The sequence below is a fragment of the Acidovorax sp. 100 genome (genome assembly GCF_003688355.1).
Taxonomy (GTDB): Bacteria; Pseudomonadota; Gammaproteobacteria; order Burkholderiales; family Burkholderiaceae_C; genus Acidovorax; species Acidovorax delafieldii.
This window is the reverse complement of record NZ_REFD01000001.1, coordinates 2570629-2588103: the sequence shown is the minus strand read 5'-3', so window position 1 is coordinate 2588103 and position 17475 is coordinate 2570629. Positions and strand designations below refer to the sequence as shown.

The window sequence follows — 17475 nt, the reverse complement described above, 5'->3', positions numbered from 1 at the left end:
TTTTTCCAGATGTTATAAATCACAAGCCGCCCCCAAAAAAAGACTGCCAGTCATTTTTCATACGATCAGTAGACCGGGCTCCGGCTCTACTCTTCGAAGCTGATCCCAGACGCGGTGCAGCCTATTTGATTGCAAAACGGCATGCACCCGGCAAGAAGAGGTATGGGCCCGCATGCCAAAACAAGAAGCCCATGGCGGTTATCGGCTTGCGAAATCTTCAATTACGTTCGTCACTCGAGTCCGCAGATCGGGGGACATTAGTTCGTCCAGCCCGTCAACGAGCACAGCGCACGCGCCTCGTTCTAATATCTGACGCATGACGTCAACAGAGAGATCAAGATCACGTCGTTGCGAACTGCCCATCGCTGACCGAATGCAAGCGCTCGCAAGCGGCGTCGGCCCCGCGACCCTACTCCAGCTACTGGCTGTACGCCGCCTACCTGCTCGTGGGCATCCTACGCAGAGAGGGCAGGAGCGTCCACCTCGTCACGGGCGACCTGGCGAGCTGGTGCAAGCGCTGATCAAACAGCTGCGCTAGCGCCTCTCACGGCGTCCAGTGATCGCCCGTCGCGATCGGGTTTCCGAACGGGCGGTCACTACGCAACGAGGGCACGCAACTGCCCCGTCGACCGACTATCTGATCCGCAATCGCCGCAGCAGCTTCTCCAGGCCGGCTTCGTATTCGGCTGTGCTCGTGAAATCGGCGTAGAGCTTGCCTTCGAGGAAGATCGGCAACTCGCACTTCTCATAGAGCAATGGCAGTACCACCACTTCTCCACTGGAAATCTCCCGGTTGATGGCGATCTCGAGTTCCTTCTTCACCCATGGAGCGTCGATGGATTTTCCCGACAGCACGACGCCGATATAACGGGTCTGCTTCATTCCCTCGGTGATCTTGGCGATGAGCGAGTCCCCGACTTCGATCTCGGCTTCGTCGACCCATGCCTTGGGCACGCCGCGGTCGAGGAGATCCGTCCGAAGCTGGCGGACGAATGATTTGTCCGCGCCGGTATGGCTCAGGAAAATCCCGTGGTACTTTTCGTGTGCCGCATCGGCCTTTTCGATGCCGACCGCATCCAGGACTAGCCTGTTTGCAGTCTCTTCCGAATTCGGTGGCGTAACTACCCAGCCGGCCACTTTCCCCGCGACGAATCGTCCGCCCAAGCTGTAGCCCTCGGGTGTAGACACGACCGAGGTAAATCCCTCCTGCTCGGGATCCGACAGGCACAGTCGCCACCCCTTGTCAGCCAGCAATGCGAAGTAGCGCGCGAACGGATTGTCGTGGTCCACGATGCGCAGCTTGCGCCCCTTCTTGACCAGAAGGCTGCCATTTCTGACAAGCTTTGCAACCCGCGGCGCCGCATAGCCGTACCAGGTCTCCCTGTAACCGAAGAAATTCATCCGCTTGGCCTCGGACAGGCACCAGACGACGGTGCTCCCGCCCTCCACCGCGGCCTCGAGTTCGTTCTCGCGGTCCCTGCTGTCGTATGCCGAATCCAGGTCGTACCCGCCGTTCTCCTTCTTCAGGTCGCTCAGTTCGCTGGCCGAGTTCGAAAACTCCCCCGACCGACCGAACAGAAAGTGGGTATAGCTCTCCGGGTTGATGATGATGACGTCGTATTCATGGAGGGCAAACGCCGCGCGATCCTGATCTACGATCGGTCGGCACAAGCCGAGCGTCTCGAACTCGACTCCCTCGATCGGCGTCCCCGTGTATTCGAGCCCGACGGTAAGCACTCTTTTCATTAAACTCCCTTTTAAGTAGATGCACGGCTAGGAATCTTGTCGCGCTTCGGTCAATTTTGGAAGCACCAGATTACCCTTCCGGCCCCTGGGCTCACCGCCCGAGGGAAGCGTAAATGTCGGCGAACGGAGCATCCATGCCGAGCAGATCCTCATAGGCAATGACGAGTTTGGGGTGGTCGGCCAGCGAATTGAGCATCGCGCATCCGTCTCCTCTTCGCTGACGTACTCCATCCAGCCGTTGAATGCCATCCACGCGTGAGCAAATGATGAGAATGCGGAACGCTGGTCGGCAATGACGCCGACAAGTTCGCAGACCAAGCTTGCGGCTTCTGGTTCAAGTTGCTAAAAGTTGTCGAAGCGGATCATCAGGCTGAGCCTGCGGAAATGGATGAATAAGAGATGTGTCCGAGGAAAGCATCGTCAGCGGCACCCCACGGATCCATTTCAGCATCCCGTGATCGGTGCCGCCACCCGCAGAACTCGCTGCTTCGCCCTCCCAGCGCGTGGATCATGAAGGCGCCTGATTGGGCGCGCCGGGAATGCCGCGCAGGATCTGCTGCATCCAGTGGTTCAGATGGGATGCAATGAAATGAGCTACCTCATCCGACCGTCCTAAAGGATTCGCGAGCTTCGCCATTTTCAAGATCGTCGGAGGTTCACGACCGTCTGATAGACGGACCCTCACGACCACATGGGCGAAATAGAACACGAGCGGCGAGACGCGCCGCGCGAATAGCGGTTCCCATTCATCGGCCGGCCTATCCTTTTCGGCAGCAGCGATCAGTGCGTCCATTTGCGTCCCCAGCGAGCCACATGCATCATCCAAAGAGGCGTAAGTATTTGCCGTGAGCGGGGCGTACTGCACTGCATTCTTGAGGTTGATGACAACCATGCCGCGATCCGCGTCGCAGGCTTCGGCGTCAATCTGCGTCGCGGCTTTCTGGATGTTCTCGAAGAGCGTCTGACCCGATATCGTGCTCACCGTCTTGATGGCCAACGCCCAGCGGACGTCCTCGTGGCCGTCACGTCGAATCGTGAACATCACGTCGGGGTTGTTGCCCTTGGAACTTACGGGGTGATCCAGTTCCACATCGAACGCGAAGTGGATGGCCAGCGCTCCAAGATACAGCTCGGCCAATTTGCGGTTGACATCGTCTCGGATGTCGCCTTGCTTCGACTGTATCGCCGTCGCGAACTCGCCCCCCTCCTCGAAGAGCCTCAAATGGGGGTGGAACGACTCGAATTCAGGTTGGTTTTCGACAGCTAGTACCTTTGCCGCGAAGTCGTACATGCCCCCGGCGTCCGCTAGCAACTGCGGGCTGCCGGCCAAGGGACCCCCATCACGGGTTAGTTCGAGCAACTGCAGAGGTGAAAGGAATTCAGTTTCAATCTTGGAGCCGATTGCTGGGTTGATACCCAGCGAGTTCAGCAGTGCAATAAAGCGGTCGACGATTGCATCGGCGTCGTTAAATCGCGTAAAACTCATGTCCCCTCCATGTCGGTGATTCAGACAGTGCACCCAGACCGAGCAAATGATCCCTCATCGATGATCGGATTGACCCATGACGCCGAAACTTCCGTGTCTACGTGCCGAATTCGCACTAACGCCCCATCGCAACGAATCGCTAGCCTCCCGGCCGCGCGCTGGTGCTCTGCGATGCGGATGCCTGGAAACTTGCTTCGCCTGCGCTTCACATTGTTGCGAGCTTCGAGTTGACCAAGACGGCTAGATCCATTTTTTTCAATCTGGTTGTTATAGAAGTCGGAATGCAAATCGTACTGAGGATTGAATCGCCCCGGCTGAACTAGACACCTTCGAGCCTCAAACCTGAGGCTCCAATAGTAGGTACCATTACAAAGCAGCGACATCCCGAAGAACTCAAAAATCAAAGCGGTCAAGCAAATCACGGAGCGAGGCCACCGGGTGTCCGAAAGCTCAGAGCAGAAGTCGCGCTGCGCCGCGACTCCCTCGGCTGAAGAGCAATAGGGGTCTTGGCCTTTCTTGAAGACATACATCTGTGTCATCTTCCCCTAGGCTACTCCGAAGCTACGTTAAAGGGTTTGCGGAATGAAATGCTGCTTTCGACCTGCTATTTTTTCCATGCTCCTCGTGCGTGAATGTACGGCGCTCAATCTTTTCTCTTTGTGCCCACTTCGGGCCAGACAGCATAAGTACACCGGGCGCCATCACCGCCGAGTTGCCGCTTGAGGGTCAAAGTTCCATCGAATTGGGAAATATCGTCGGTTCCCTGTCCTTCGAGGACTCTGCCATGCAGCCACAATAACAAGCATGCCAACGAAGCGAAGCATGAAAGAGCAGGAAATACCTCCGGCTGAAGGCAGTCCTGGAACGAGCACGTTGGCCAGCGGACCTGCAGGCACCCATTTCGAGGCCCAGGTCGGTGCGTCATACTTGCTAGCCATGCTCAGCGGGGCACCCGCCCGGGGCCTTCCCGGCGCCACGATAGATAGGGTGGCTCTACAGCAAGCCAATGCGGGACGTCCGCTAGATGACGTGGTCATCCACGCCCACGACAACGTGTCCGGGAAGTCGGCGGTGCTGGAGGTTCAGGTAAAGCGATCAATCACCTTCGCCGCCGCGGATCCCGTCTTTCGCAAAGTCGTAGGCCAAATCGTCAAAGCGTCGCAACGGCCTGACTTCCTGACGCAGCGGTACGAGCTGGCGATTGCGACGACGAAGGGATCGCGCAAGATCGATGGGGCATATCAGGATGTACTCACGCTCGCGCGGCAGATTGGCGACGCAGCTACGTTCACCGCCCAAATTGATCTGGCGGGCGTGGCAAACGACGACATGCGCGCGTTCGTCAAGACGTTCACGAGCCACCTGCGAGACGAAGGCTCGCCAGATGACAACGAGACTGTCTGGCTGTTGCTGCGCCGGCTGCAGATTCTGACCTTCGACTTCACGGCCCCAGGCTCTGCGTCGCACGACCTGGCGCTGGAACGCGCCATCCGTGTGCTGCATACCGACGATGGATGGCGCGCCGGGGCCTTCTGGGTCAGCCTCATTGAGCTGGCAATCGATGTGGCGAAAAGCGGCGGCGACAGAACCCGCGAAACAGCACGACAAGCACTCGCGCAGCTGGGCTATCGGTTCCTAGGCGAACGTCGACACGCCACGGCCCGAGCCGCGCTAGCCGAGTCATCCCGCTTGGCGCTTGCCGACATTCGCAACCGCGTGGGCAACGTCGTACTTGCGCGGCAGGAGCGCATTGCCGCAACGCGCGAGGCGTTGGATCGCGGACGCTATGTGGAGATTCGTGGTGATGCGGGCGTCGGCAAATCGGGCGTCCTGCGGCAGATGGCCGAGGCCATGCGAGCCGAAAGTCAGATCATCGTTCTCAGCCCAGGACGATGTGTTCCCCGCGGGTGGACCGCATTGCGCGCACAGCTCGGCTTCGACGGAACGCTTCGCGAATTGCTTGTCGAACTGGCCAATGACGGCGGCGCCACGATCTTTGTCGACAACCTCGACTCTTTCAGCACGGAGGAGAGGCTCACGGTCGTCGATGTCGTCGGGGAAGCCTCTGTCGTTCCGGGAGTGGCCGTGGTCGCGACGGCTCGGCGCGAATTTGGGATTGATGAGCCCAGCTGGCTGCCGAGCGATGCACTGGCACGCCTGGGTGAATTCGACACCGTCATGATCGGTGAGCTGAGCAAGGTGGAGATTGAGCAGCTGAAGGTGACTGATCCTTCGCTTGCCTTCCTTCTAACGGACAGCCATCCTGCGCGCCAGGTAGCCAGAAACCTGTTTCGCCTCGCACGACTAGCAAGTCAGCCAGCGTCTGATCCTGTACCGCGCACTGAAGTCGATATGGCTGAACAGTGGTGGACCACTGCGGATGGATCCCGCGATGCCGGTTGGCGTGATCGGACGCGGCTGCTGCAAGCCGCAGCAGCGCAGACCTTGGCTGGCGCTGACTTCCTTGATGTTACAGGCCAAGCTGCGGCGCCAATCGATGCCCTGGTGGCCAGCGGCACTCTGCGGGATTTGGGTATTGACCGGGTCGCGTTTCGACATGACGTACTGCGCGAGTGGGCAATTGCAGGCACCCTGCACGCTAACTCCGAACTCGTCGACAGGCTACAACTAGATCGGCCAGCCACGGCACTGTTTGCACGTGGCATTGAGCTGGCAGCGCGTATGGCAATCGAGCGGGCGACTGATGGCGTGAGGTGGCATGCGCTCGTTGATCGGTTGAGCCAAGCGGGAGTTCATCGTTCTTGGCGCCGCTCCGCGTTGCTCGCACTAGCGCGCTCCGAAGCTGCGGAAGCAATTCTCCAGCGCGCATCGCCAGAGCTTCTCGCCAACGGCGGTGCACTGCTGCGCGAACTCATCCGAACGATCATGGCTGTCGATGTGCTTCCGGCTGCGACGGTCTTTGAGGCTGCGGGAGTGGACCCGGCGCTCATACCCGCATCAATCAACGTTCCGCGTGGCCCGGCATGGTTGACATTGATTGTTTGGCTCTTGGGCATTGAAAAGAGCCTTCCTAAGGAGGCAATTCCAGAGATTGTTCAGCTGTACACGGATTTCTCGGTTGGCACGCTTGGCGCTTCCAGCATCACGCCGCTTACGACACGACAGATTTACCTTTGGCTGAGGGTGGTGGAGCCAATAGATTCAATGTCGATGCGAAGCGGAGGACTGAGATCAGACCTTCGCGAAGCGTTCGTCATGTTCGCGCAGGCGACGCCAGAACTGGCCGCTGAATACCTGAAGGCAGTGGGAAGCAGCGAGCACAACCAAGACATCGTACGCAGCATCTTGAAGATGCGTGGCACGCTGGCGCAAGCGGCTCCAGCAGAATTAGCGAACCTGACTGCACAGGCGTTGATCTCAGAACCCCGGCGGCATGAGCACCGATTCAACCAGGAACGCGAAGAGGCGTTTACCTATCTCGACCATCAGTTCATTCCAGCATCACCGGCACAAGGCCCATTCCTCGATTTGTTGACTTACTCACCCAAGAACGGGTTAGCCTTGGTTCATCGCTTGGTCGCACACGCAGTCTCACACCGATGCCGAGGTGTTGACCCAGGAACGAATGGATTCGACTTGGCTTTGCCGGGAGGTGCGCGCACATTCCCGTGGACGCAGACCTACTTCTGGTCGCGTAACAGCAACCACTACTGCGTCACATCGGCGCTAATGGCACTCGAAGCATGGGCGCACCGCCGCATCGAGGCAGGCGACGCATTCGAAGCTGTGCTGAAAGACGTGCTCGGGCCGCAGGGCTCGTGTGCCGCGTATTTGTTGGTGGCAGTTGATCTCATCATTTCGCATTGGCCGAAATCGCTTGACGTGGCGGCGACTTTTCTCGGCAACCCCGAACTGCTGTGCATCGATCACACACGAAAGGTGCATGATCGCATCGAAATGCCGGACTTCTTCGGGTTTGGCGCCTTGCATAGCGAACCGCGCGGCAGCGTGACCGCCGCCGATCTAAAGCGTCGACCATCCCGACGGACAACGCTCGACGAACTGATCGGTAACTTCACGTTCCTAGCATCCCCGGATCAAATAGCGACACTTAGGACCCTGTTGGCGACCTCAGCAGCACGCCTTGGTGAACCTGCCGCGAGCGCACATTTGGGCAACCCGGAATTCATGGTTCGGTACGCGCTGAACCTCTCGGATGCTGCAAATTGGCAAGAAGTCGATGTGACGCTCAAGGACGGATCATCCGCGACTGCACGCAAGTATCTGTCACCAACGGCAGAGCAGACCCATCTACAAGCTTTGCGAGATGTCGCGGCTGAGCGAGAGTCAGACTTGGCCATGAGGTCTGCGCTGACCCTTGCGGTTGATGATCCCACCCGGTTGTCACCAGAAAGTCGCTGGGCGGCGGTGGCGTGGGCGCGGCGTTCTGCGACGACTAGAGCGGCTGAAGTCGAATCCGACGATGATGGCGGAGAGCGGCGCATGCAAGAGGAAGCGGTTGTGACGGCCGCGATGATCGTCATGCGGGATGGCGATGACGCCTTGCGCGCCGAGCATGGAGAATGGGCCCGATCTCAACTAGATAAGACTCTTGCAGCTCTCGACGATGGTACTGGGCGTCAGATGCGAGGGGGCCTGCGCTTCAATCCGACCGCAATCGCTTATGCGGGGTTGATCCACACATTGCGACATCTGCCAACGGGTGAAGACGTGCGCTCGCTTCTTGAAGTAGCGGCGACAGGAAACCACGCTGCGGCTCATGGCTTTGGGGCGTCCGCCACAGTCCTAGCGGATGTCAACAATCGCCTGCCGAGAGCTCTGCTCCGATGTGCATTCAACGCGAGTGTCGTAGAGGACCGAGTTTGGGATGCGTCACAAGAAGAAGTCGACGCTCACAAAGCGCGCCGTCACGAACGGGTGCTGGCTACCGTTGCGGCTGAGATGGCGTGGCTTGAAGGTAAAGGCTCGGAGCCACCGTGGCCGAAATTTCCGGAAGAGCAAGCTCGGTCGAGAAAGCGACTACGCTTACCTGGAGGCCACATTGCTACACCAGAACCGCCAGAAGCACCTTTGCCTTCGCTAACAGGACATGTAAATCATCAGGCTGCGGCTCTCTGGTTGCACCAAGTGCGCCCTCTTTCCTATGATGACGCGTGCCCTTGGCTCCGCGAGCTTGTGAGAGCCTACATGCCTTGGACGGCCCTCGCGAATGGAACGAGCCTAGACGACGGCGACGAAGCGGACCATCCGCCATCTGAGTGGAACGATACGTTCTTTGCGGCTGTTGCACGCTGCGTTGTCGGTCTGTCCACGTCTGAAGCCACTGAACTGGCCGTAAAGTACATCGTTACGCTTCCTGATCGGAATTTCTACGACGTGCTTGTCGATTTCTTGCGCAGCATCGACGCGGTGTACTTCGAGGGCAACAACATTCCGACGCAGGTGGCCATAGACATTCGGAGCGCACTCGCCGACCACATGCTGATGACGCGCGGATGGGAGCGTCTGAGCCGAAGCAGGGACCAGTCCATCGAAATGCACATTGGCCCGGCAATCGCCGTCTTGTTCTTTAACGACCACATTTTCGGGCAGGGATCGAAGTGCTACCTGTTAGAGAAGGGCGTGGAGCGAGTTGGTCCGTTTCTCCCTGTTCTGGGCAAACTGCTCAGGAAAGGACCGTCACTCTTCGTCGCTTTGGCACTACTCAATCTGTTTGAAGCTGCGCCACGAGCCGAGCAACTGGATGTACTGGTGGAGGCTGGAGGTGTTTGGCTTGAGGCATATCCTGATTTCCGACAGCTGTGGATCGATCACGGGGTGGGCCACCGCTGGTGCTTGGTGATGGAGGCCATCCGTGTACATAGCCCTTCCAGCTTTAGCAGCAACGCACCGTTGCGGCCAGCCATCGACAACCTCTTAGCATCGCTCGTGGCGCTTGGCGTGCCTGCAGCCACGAGGCTAGAAGAGGCGCTTCTTAGGCTTTGAGTGGTTAACGGGCCATCGGCGAGTATTGATCGCATTTCGTCACGCATGGATATTTGAGACAGCTAGCGATGGCTCCGGTGCTGACCTCAACTGTCTAAGTTCAGCCCAAAGACGGCAAAGCATAGCAATGCGGTCACTCCGCTCTCGCGAGTGTGCGACAGCAAACGCTGCCAAACCGACGCCGGGTGATTGAGGGCGGCTTCAGGCTGGTTGCTGCCGGTGACCTCTGCGTATTTGCCCAGCGTATATCTCAAGGCTGCCATGCACGAACCGAACTGACAGTACCAAGAATCAGCGGGAATCGACGGCGGACGAAAATACACATTCAACAGAACAGGGAAGAATTTGCCAGTGTTTACAGCAATCATTGAAGGCGGCATTGGTTGGGCGGTAGGCCGGGTGGGCGATAAAGCAGCCAGGGCCTTCATCAGTCGATGGAGCGAGAGGGAAGCGAAGGCGGAGTTGGTCGAAATCATCGACGTAGCTATGGGGGACGCCGTAGCTGCTGTGCCGATCCTGGCAGAAGACTTCCGCTCAGAGACCTTCATCCACCACGTCGTAGCACCGACCGTGGTGCATTTCTTGCGTGATCTGACCGTCGACAAACCCGAAGCGGAAATCGTCAGAGGCTACATCGAGCGATTCGTGGAGCCTTTCCTGCGCGGGCGCTCACTGAAGGAAACCTTGTCGCAGCTGTTCTACACCCGGCAAGGTGACTTGGAACATGCTTTTTCTCTGTTTCTGACACGCCTGCGTCCGGCCCTCTACGCCTCCAAGCACTGGAGAGACCCGATCCGTGATCAAGCATTAGAAGAGGTTCGATCCACGGTCCTTCGCATCGAAAAGCAGCTCACTCCGACCACAGTTGCCGATGCGGTCGATATTGACGATGCACGGGCTGATGCGAAGGTGGCCTCCCAAGCGCTGCGGTCCTGGTCGCAGACGATCAGCGGCGAACATATCGATCGGCCTGAACTAGAGATACTTCGGCAACGCATTCGTGAGCATCCCTACGCTTGCACCCTGGTCATTGGTGAATCCGGCTCCGGGAAGTCGGCGCTTTTCGCCGAACTGGTCGAGTGCCTCCAGTCGCAGGGAGTGGTTGTATTCGCCATCAAGGCGGACCTTCTTCCGACCCATGTGAGAACGCTGAATGATGTGTCGAAAGCACTGGGACTGCGCGGGTACTTGCTCGGCGAGATCGAGGCCTTGGCACGAACTGCCCCCGTCGTCGTCCTGATTGACCAGTTGGATGCAGTCAGTGAGGTCATGGACCGGTCATCGGAGCGGATGCGGCTTCTGCTTCAGATCGCCCACCATTTCCAAGACAAGAAGCGCGCTGAACGGGTTGAGCCACCCGTGCATATCCTCGTGTCTTCGAGACCCTTTGAAGCGGACTATGACGCCCGTTTTCAGTCTCTGGGCGCTGAGGTTGTCCAGCTTGCGCTGCCCAGCCAGGAGCAAGTTCACGCACTACTACAGCGCCTGCACATTTCGGTGGAGGAGATTCCAGAGGTGCTGGGCGAAACGCTGAGACGTCCCTTTGCCTTGCGCATTTTCGTCGACATTCTGCGGAGAGGCGTTCCTGGTCGCGAACTGATCGCCTCACAGTTACTCAACACCTGGCTCACATCCGCCGATCTCGGTGACTCCACCATACGGCGGGAGGTGCTCAAGTTCTTGGAGAAACTGGCCGCCGACATGACCGAGAGTGAATCTCTGTGGCGGCCTGCAGATGTGTATGAGATCCAGGATCCTCAGGCAGTTCAGGTCGCCGTGGCGTCTGGCATCGTCGTGAGACAGAACAGTTTGGTGGGATTCAGCCATCAGGCTTGGCTGGATGACTTCCAGGCCAAGAACTTCTCAACCGGCCAATCACTGGCGAAATACGCCTGGGAGCGGCAGGACGGGCTTTTTGCGCGGGCTACCGTACTGCGGGCTCTGCAGCGTTTGCGGGCGTTCGATCTACCCGCCTATGAACAGGCGATTGATGCGCTGCTGGGAAACACCAAGACGCGGCGGCACCTTCGCCATCTCGTTGTGGACATGGTGGCTGGGCAACGGAAACCCTTCGCGCGTGAGCGGGGCTGGTTGCAACACCTTGTGCGCAGCGATGTTCCGTTGGCGCGCCGAGCCCTTGCGCGAATCACCGCACATTGGACAGATTGGCGCGAGCCCCTTCTCCCGCTGGTGCATAGCATCATGGGTAATGCGGAGCTGCGTTGGAGCGTCGTCCAGTTGTTGATTGCGGAAGCGCCACTCGATGCCGATTTCGTGGTCCGATCAATTGCCGCGCATTGGGACGCACCTGAACACGACCTTGAGGCGCTTGAGGTCTTTTCCAAGTCAGGCCAATGGTCTCCCGTCATTGTCGAGCGCCTTCGGCTGATATTCGCGCGACAGCGACTCGACAACTACACGATCGTTAGCTATGCGGAAAGGCTGGGTGATGATCGTGCCGCAGATCTCTTCAAGTTTTATCTTGAGCGTGTGGAGGTCAGCAACGAAGACCGGCTACGGTTCCATGGCCTGGACAAGCTCGCTCAGCGATCAACCCTAGCTTTTGCAAATGTTCTCATTCCATGGTTTGTATATGTGGCGAGCCGCGACGAGCCTAGATCACGGGGCCTGCTGGATGCCTATCCGGCTTCTTCAAGTCTGCCCCATTGGTGGGACTATGAGCACACGGAGGACGGCATCTTCGGAATCACAAAGGCCGTTCTCTGTGCTTGTGCCAAAGAGCATCCGCATGATTTCCTGCGCCTGATCAAGACATTCGCCGACGTCGATGTGGCGGAGGTGCAAGCACTGATTGTGGAAGGCCTCGCTGCTGGTGGCATGGTGTTGGCAAATGAAGGTGTCGATTATTTGCTTGCCGACTCGCGACGCTTGCAAGTCGGAATGGCCTTCCTGCCAGACACCGACGGTGTGAGTCATCTGGTGGACGGATGGTCGACACAGGTGCTTCTGCGTGCCATCGTTACCCAACTTGGCACGGAGCAACTTGAGCGTATTCGGGCAAACATCGAATCATGGGATCCGTACCTGTATGAGGCGCAGGAAGAATCCGATGTTTCAACGAGACGCAATCGTCGCATTTGGGCTGAGGAGAGACGGTTTCCTCTGTTGGCACTATTACCTGCGCATGTTCTGCAGCCGCGCAGATACCGGCAAGTTCAGGAATGGCGTGCCACGCAGCCGGAACTCCGAGGCAGTCGCGGCGGAAGCATGGCATCTATCGTTAGATCACCGATGTCCTCACAGCAGATGGGCAACGCCTCTGACGATGACGTGTTCAAGATGATCGACGAGGTCGCGGACAATACAGATCGTCGGAGAGGCCGCCGCGGGTTGCGCTGCGATGGTGGCACGGTGGAGTTGGCGCGCGCGTTTGCGGCATTCGGCAAGACTCATGCTGACCGCGCCTTGTGGATCGCGGAGCAACGTTTTCGACCCGGTCGGCATGAGAACGTCGCAGGGGAACTGCTTCGTGTCCTTGCCGAGGATCCGAACGTCGATGCGCAGCGTGTTCGTGCCCTTGTCTGGAAATGGCATCGCGAAGGCTTTATCACCGAGGGGTGGCGAAAGGACGTGGCCTGGGCTCTTCAGGATCTGGCGAAACGTGATGAAGGTTTGATTGACGAGGATGTCGCGTTACTGGAGTCGTGGATCATCAACGACTCACTGCACACCAATAAGCGGATTGCGGCAAGGCTCGCCTTGGAACAACGCAATCGTGAGATGAATAGCAATCGCAAAGCCGAGACGAATGCTATTGTGTTCCGCCGAACTCCAGGAGGCATGCGCACTCTTCCGCAAGACAATTTCACTTTGCTTGCAGCGATGGCGGCCGGTTTGCTGGGGCGTACGGAGCCAGACTGGGATGGGTGGTTGTCTGCCTTGGAGCGGCATGTAGATCGCTCCGAAGACCCAGCGATCTGGACCGCCATATTGATGTTTCGTGGTGCACCATTGCTTTGGGCGGATCGCCCGCGTGCGACGCGACTCGTGCAAACGATCTGGGATAGATTTCCAGACGCATTCTCGGACAAGTATGTCTCGGACTTCCTCTGGCAGAACCGTGATCTGGTTACCGGCGAGATGATGAAGGCGATACGAGATCATTGGCTAGTTGGCAACGATGCTGGGAACCGGCAAGCTGCTGGCGAATTGCTGATGGCGACAGTGTTCCTTAACTCCGAAGACAAGATTGCATCAGTGCAGTTGGAGCAGATCCTGGTAGGGCCAGACACACCAGAACGTCTAGGCGCGCTGTTCGCAGCGTCAGCCGCCTGGCGCGAGGCTTCGTTGCGTCCAGGGGCACACCATGTGTTGATGCGGTTTGTGCAACAGGCCGCTGGGCACGAGGCGTCGGCAATCGCTCGCGCCGTGTCTCACTGGGAATCACCGGTGGCGGACGCATATACCAAAGAGTTTTTGAACGCCGTTGCGAGCAATCCTGCGGTGCTGCGTGTTTGTCTCGATAGAAGCTTCACGCGCTATCTGCAGGAACTGCTTCTCAGCCCAGGCTTCGAGGAACTGGTCCTTGAGCTGGCGGAACGCTGCACGGAACTCATGTTCGCGCAAGGCGAGTCGCGCGTGCGGATGCAATACGGCGAGAGCTTTGTATCCGTCGCCATCGCACTCCAAAGATCCACGGGTCCGCTTCGTAGCCGAGCAATGGATCTGTATGAACGGCTGTTGGATGGTGCGGCGTATGGGGCCGAAGAGGCGGCTGCAGCTTCGCTCTCGCGCTCTTAGCACAGACCTTGCCCAGGAATTTACCGATGCTAGATGGCGGTAGCCCAGCCCCAGTTGAGCGTCTGCTAAACGGCCGATAAAGCACGTTCGTTTGACCTTCTCGATCGTCAGCAATCGCTGCAAGTCTGCCTCTGGCTTCGGTAAGCCGACCGACTGCAATGAGCCTCTCGTGGCCCCGTTCCCCGACCTCTGCTGCTTCTAGAAGCTATGAGGCTTCGGCGCCCAGAGCCGCGAAGCAGCAGCCCAACTTCTCCCTCAGCTCGTGTTGTATCTTAGGTTGAGATAAGCCTAAGGTTCCCTCGCATGCGACCAAGTTTTGCCGGCAGGAATCAGGCCACCCCTCTGTATCGTCATCGAGTGCTATCCACTGCCGAGGCTTTCGACGTTGAGCGTCTTCTTGAACTTGCACACCCCGGGGTGTAGTACGGAACATGGACAGGTTCCATGGATCCACGCCATGGACACGCTTGTGGTAAGTACCACCAATGAACCGGGCACGCAGAGAGGACGGAAGCCGCTTGAGGGTTGCGCTGTATCCGGGACGGATGCACCAGGTGCTACTCAGGACCAAGGCAACTGCCGGGTAGGGTTCAAGCACCGACTCCAGGATAGGAATCCATTCAAAAAGAGAATGTCCTGCAGCCTCATACGGGCTCATGTAGATGCCCTTGCTGGGATGCCAGAGCACATTTTCATGGTGAACAACACCATCGAGATCGAGGTACAGAACGACGTCTGCACTGCGCGGAGTGGACGCAGGAAGATATGGAGAATTCTGGCCTGAAGGCATAGCCGTAGGATTCTGCTTGGTGTGATGGTCAGCAAGGATCAAACAGGTTCCTACAGGACTCAGAACTAGTCAACCTTTCTCCCATAGGGGCGCCACTCCTCGCCTTCGGAAACCGACTCCCTTGGGATGTGCTGCAAGAACCCGGAGGACTGTCCTTGGTCCCATCGACGTTGCTGCAAATCCAGAAAGGCAGCTTCGCCCACACATTTTGACGGCGGTCTGGATGGTGTCGACCAGGGTTCCCAGCACTGCATTGGCTGCGGTCTTGGACCGGTCTTTCGAGAACCATCAACGGCAAAGCAATCGAAATTTCCTGCGAGAGGTACTCCGCGCGAAGCGGCTTGGATGCTCGATTGGAGGTGCTTTGAATGTACAAATAGACGCGACCTCAATGTACAAATGGACGGTGCCCCAAAAGTGGGTCCAGGTACGGTCACTGATGCGTTTATAAGTCCGATTCCTGTAGGCATTGGGCTTTGCCTCGGTGGGTCTTCACTGTTTGTCCCCCAAAACCCGCTCCAGCTCAATGCTGCAGTGCATTTCTTGGCAAAAACTCCACGCCCGTGCGTTTGACCAACTCCTGGTAGCTGAGCGGCCGCCCCACCGTCTCCCCCTCGCGGTTCTCCTGCCAATGTGCCCAGGCCCTTTGGGTCGTGGCGTCATAGACCAGCTTGTACAGATAGGTCGGCACTTTCACCCCATTGGCCCCAATGCGTGGCCCCGCATCCGTGAACACCGGCCCGGTGATCACAAACACGTCTCCCTTGGCCCGCTTCACGTAGTGCCGCGTGTCCTGCTCGATCTTGTTCCATGCGCCCCCGTTGTGCTGGGCATTCTGGGGAACCATGTTCGCCAGACTGAAGCTCTGGGCCATCGCCATCGGTGTCGTCATGTCTCCCGCCGGCGCCATATGTCCTCGGGAGTAACCTGAGTTCTTGTAGTCCTCCAGTTCGGCCCGCTCACCACTTGGGAGCCGCGCGTCCGCGAAGAACCGTTTGGCCCGTTTCTCGTTGGCCCCATCCAGCATCTGCCGATTCAACCGCTGGGCCACGAACACTGGCGTCTTGGTGGTGCCGGAGTGCAGCACCGCAAACGCTTCATAGCAAAGCTCCCGCAGCTGGGGCCGGGGCGTGATGGCAGGAGGCGTACCATCCGCAAAGAACTGCGGGCACTGAGCAAAGGAGGTGGGCTCGGGCGTGAGCAGGGCCGCACTGTCGAACTGCGGAAACCGCGCCCAGGAGAAATTCGGGTGAGCAACGCCAGCCAGAGACAGGGCCAGCACAGCCGCCACGCGCACACGGCCTGGCCAAGAGAACAAACGATTCACAGAAGGAGCATTCGGGTCGAACAAAACGGAGCCCGATTGGAGCACCGTTCTCCTTCACTCCTCGGCTCGAATGCTCGAATGCTGCAGGGTTTTACAGCTGCTTGCAGAGTGGAGCCCACAAACAGAAAGGGCTCCCCAAAGGGAGCCCTTTCTGCCTGCCCGCCCCTGCGGTTCAGTTAACACTCTCCATGGCAGCAGCACCCGCAAATGCAAAGTGCCACCACCATGGGAAGTCCCGCAACTGTTTCAAACCCATCTCAGCAGTTGGTCTGCCAAATTACATGGCGCTGAATTCACCCGAAGGGATCTGGCCGGTACGCAGGGCTTCAGCAGCCTGGGCACGCACGGCAGCGCGGTCGGCCGTGGACTTGTAAGTCACCACACGCGAACCAGCGGGTTCGATCGAGCGGGTCTGGGCCACGGTAGCGGCTTCGGCTTGCACTTCAGCGCGGGTGCGGTTGGTTTCAAACTTGGTAGCGAATTGCGAAGCATCGGCTTCGTCAGCATAGGCGCCAAAAGAAGCGAAAGCAGCGACAGCGGCGATGGAGAGGAAACGTGCGGTGTTGTTCATGATGAAAATCCTTGAAAGTTAAAAAGCGTCTCAAAAAAGCCGGGTCAAAAACCATTCCTGAACCGGGTTCGGTGAGTCGCCTTGCGGGTTCGGCTCATCGATGGGATGAACTGTACGCCGATGGTGTTCAGAGAAAAACCACTCAGTCGCGAACTAACTGTTCCAGTATTGAAAACAATCCTTCGGAGCTTTCCCACGCTTTGTTCGCCGCCTTCAAAGCCAGTAGTTCGTTGGTCCCGCCGCTCAACAGAAGTCGCTTCGGCTTGACCATCCTGCTGAAGGACAAGGTCAAACCACGCCGCCGTGTTTGAGAGCGACCAGCAGCTCCTGGACCCGCTGCGCACCGTACCAGGACTGCGCCCACTCCAAGGGAGTCTCGCCTCCCAGCATCTCGTGTCCACGGCGCAACCAGGCGGAGGCAGTGGAGGGCGATTCAAATGTGTCTTCTGCCTGGCATTGGAGCTCCAGCAATCGCAACACGCGCTCTGCGGCGTGTATGGGAAGTGGCTGGTCCGAAGGCACCTTTCGAGATGCGGTCGCGCGGCCAATGCCCACAAGGTCGGCCAAGACACCCTTGCCAATCCCAAGATACTCACCGAGCAGGGTCAACGACCTGCTGGGCACGCCACGGCGCAGGATTGCGTGGGCTGTCGCTGACGGCAAAGGCATCGGCTGACTGAGCCACTCCATAGGGTCCGTCGCAGTGCCCAGACTCAACCTGCCGAGCTTCTGTGGACGCTCATCGCCCCCAGTGAAGATGATTTCCACGAGCGTCTTGAATGCCTGTGAATGCCTGCTCGCGTCCGCAGGAGATGGCAACGAAGACA

Annotated in this window: 10 protein-coding genes; 3 read left to right on the top strand and 7 right to left on the bottom strand. The window is 58.4% G+C overall.

Translation table 11 applies throughout. From position 1 onward, the window contains the following. Positions 1-633: 633 nt before the first annotated feature. Both C8C96_RS11925 and C8C96_RS11920 read right to left on the bottom strand, forming a co-directional pair. Entirely contained in the window at positions 634-1746 is a 1113-nt protein-coding gene (locus tag C8C96_RS11925) for a toll/interleukin-1 receptor domain-containing protein (RefSeq protein ID WP_121942446.1), read from the bottom strand. 508 nt (positions 1747-2254) lie between these two features. Further along, positions 2255-3232 carry a hypothetical protein gene (locus C8C96_RS11920; RefSeq protein ID WP_121942445.1) on the bottom strand — a complete coding sequence of 326 codons (978 nt, stop codon included), beginning with the start codon at positions 3230-3232 and terminating at the stop codon, positions 2255-2257. Positions 3233-4054: 822 nt separating this feature from the next. On the opposite strand from C8C96_RS11920, the gene C8C96_RS11915 reads away from it, so the two are divergent. Further along, the gene (locus tag C8C96_RS11915; RefSeq protein WP_121942444.1) at positions 4055-9199 is read left to right on the top strand and encodes an ATP-binding protein; all 5145 of its coding nucleotides are present in this window, start codon (positions 4055-4057) and stop codon (positions 9197-9199) included. 86 nt (positions 9200-9285) lie between these two features. Here C8C96_RS11915 and C8C96_RS24635 read toward each other — a convergent pair whose 3' ends face one another. Further along, a complete protein-coding gene (locus C8C96_RS24635; RefSeq protein ID WP_147455670.1) occupies positions 9286-9567 on the bottom strand; it encodes a hypothetical protein in 282 nt (93 codons plus the stop codon). Between C8C96_RS24635 and C8C96_RS11910 the strand changes: the two genes are divergently transcribed. Then, positions 9551-13960 (top strand): ATP-binding protein, encoded by a 4410-nt coding sequence (locus C8C96_RS11910; protein ID WP_147455669.1) that lies wholly within the window; start codon positions 9551-9553, stop codon positions 13958-13960. The two genes, C8C96_RS24635 and C8C96_RS11910, sit on opposite strands and share 17 nt — an antisense overlap. A 205-nt stretch (positions 13961-14165) precedes the next feature. Here the strand turns inward: C8C96_RS11910 and C8C96_RS11905 are convergent, their stop codons facing one another. From C8C96_RS11905 to C8C96_RS11890, 3 genes are all read right to left on the bottom strand, one after another. Beyond that, on the bottom strand, positions 14166-14750 hold the full coding sequence (locus C8C96_RS11905; RefSeq protein ID WP_121943991.1) for an HAD domain-containing protein: 585 nt from the start codon (positions 14748-14750) through the stop codon (positions 14166-14168). A gap of 523 nt (positions 14751-15273) precedes the next feature. Beyond that, positions 15274-16047 (bottom strand): DNA/RNA non-specific endonuclease, encoded by a 774-nt coding sequence (locus tag C8C96_RS11895; protein ID WP_121942442.1) that lies wholly within the window; start codon positions 16045-16047, stop codon positions 15274-15276. A 307-nt stretch (positions 16048-16354) separates the two neighbouring features. Next, positions 16355-16648 carry a DUF4148 domain-containing protein gene (locus C8C96_RS11890; protein WP_121942441.1) on the bottom strand — a complete coding sequence of 98 codons (294 nt, stop codon included), beginning with the start codon at positions 16646-16648 and terminating at the stop codon, positions 16355-16357. Between the two features lie 11 nt (positions 16649-16659). Here C8C96_RS11890 and C8C96_RS24630 point away from each other — a divergent pair, with 11 nt between their 5' ends. Continuing rightward, a complete protein-coding gene (locus C8C96_RS24630; RefSeq protein ID WP_147455668.1) occupies positions 16660-16959 on the top strand; it encodes a hypothetical protein in 300 nt (99 codons plus the stop codon). On the opposite strand, the gene C8C96_RS25415 is transcribed toward C8C96_RS24630, so the two are convergent. Continuing rightward, positions 16937-17317 (bottom strand): antitoxin Xre/MbcA/ParS toxin-binding domain-containing protein, encoded by a 381-nt coding sequence (locus C8C96_RS25415; protein WP_370107392.1) that lies wholly within the window; start codon positions 17315-17317, stop codon positions 16937-16939. The two genes, C8C96_RS24630 and C8C96_RS25415, sit on opposite strands and share 23 nt — an antisense overlap. Positions 17318-17475 lie beyond the last annotated feature (158 nt).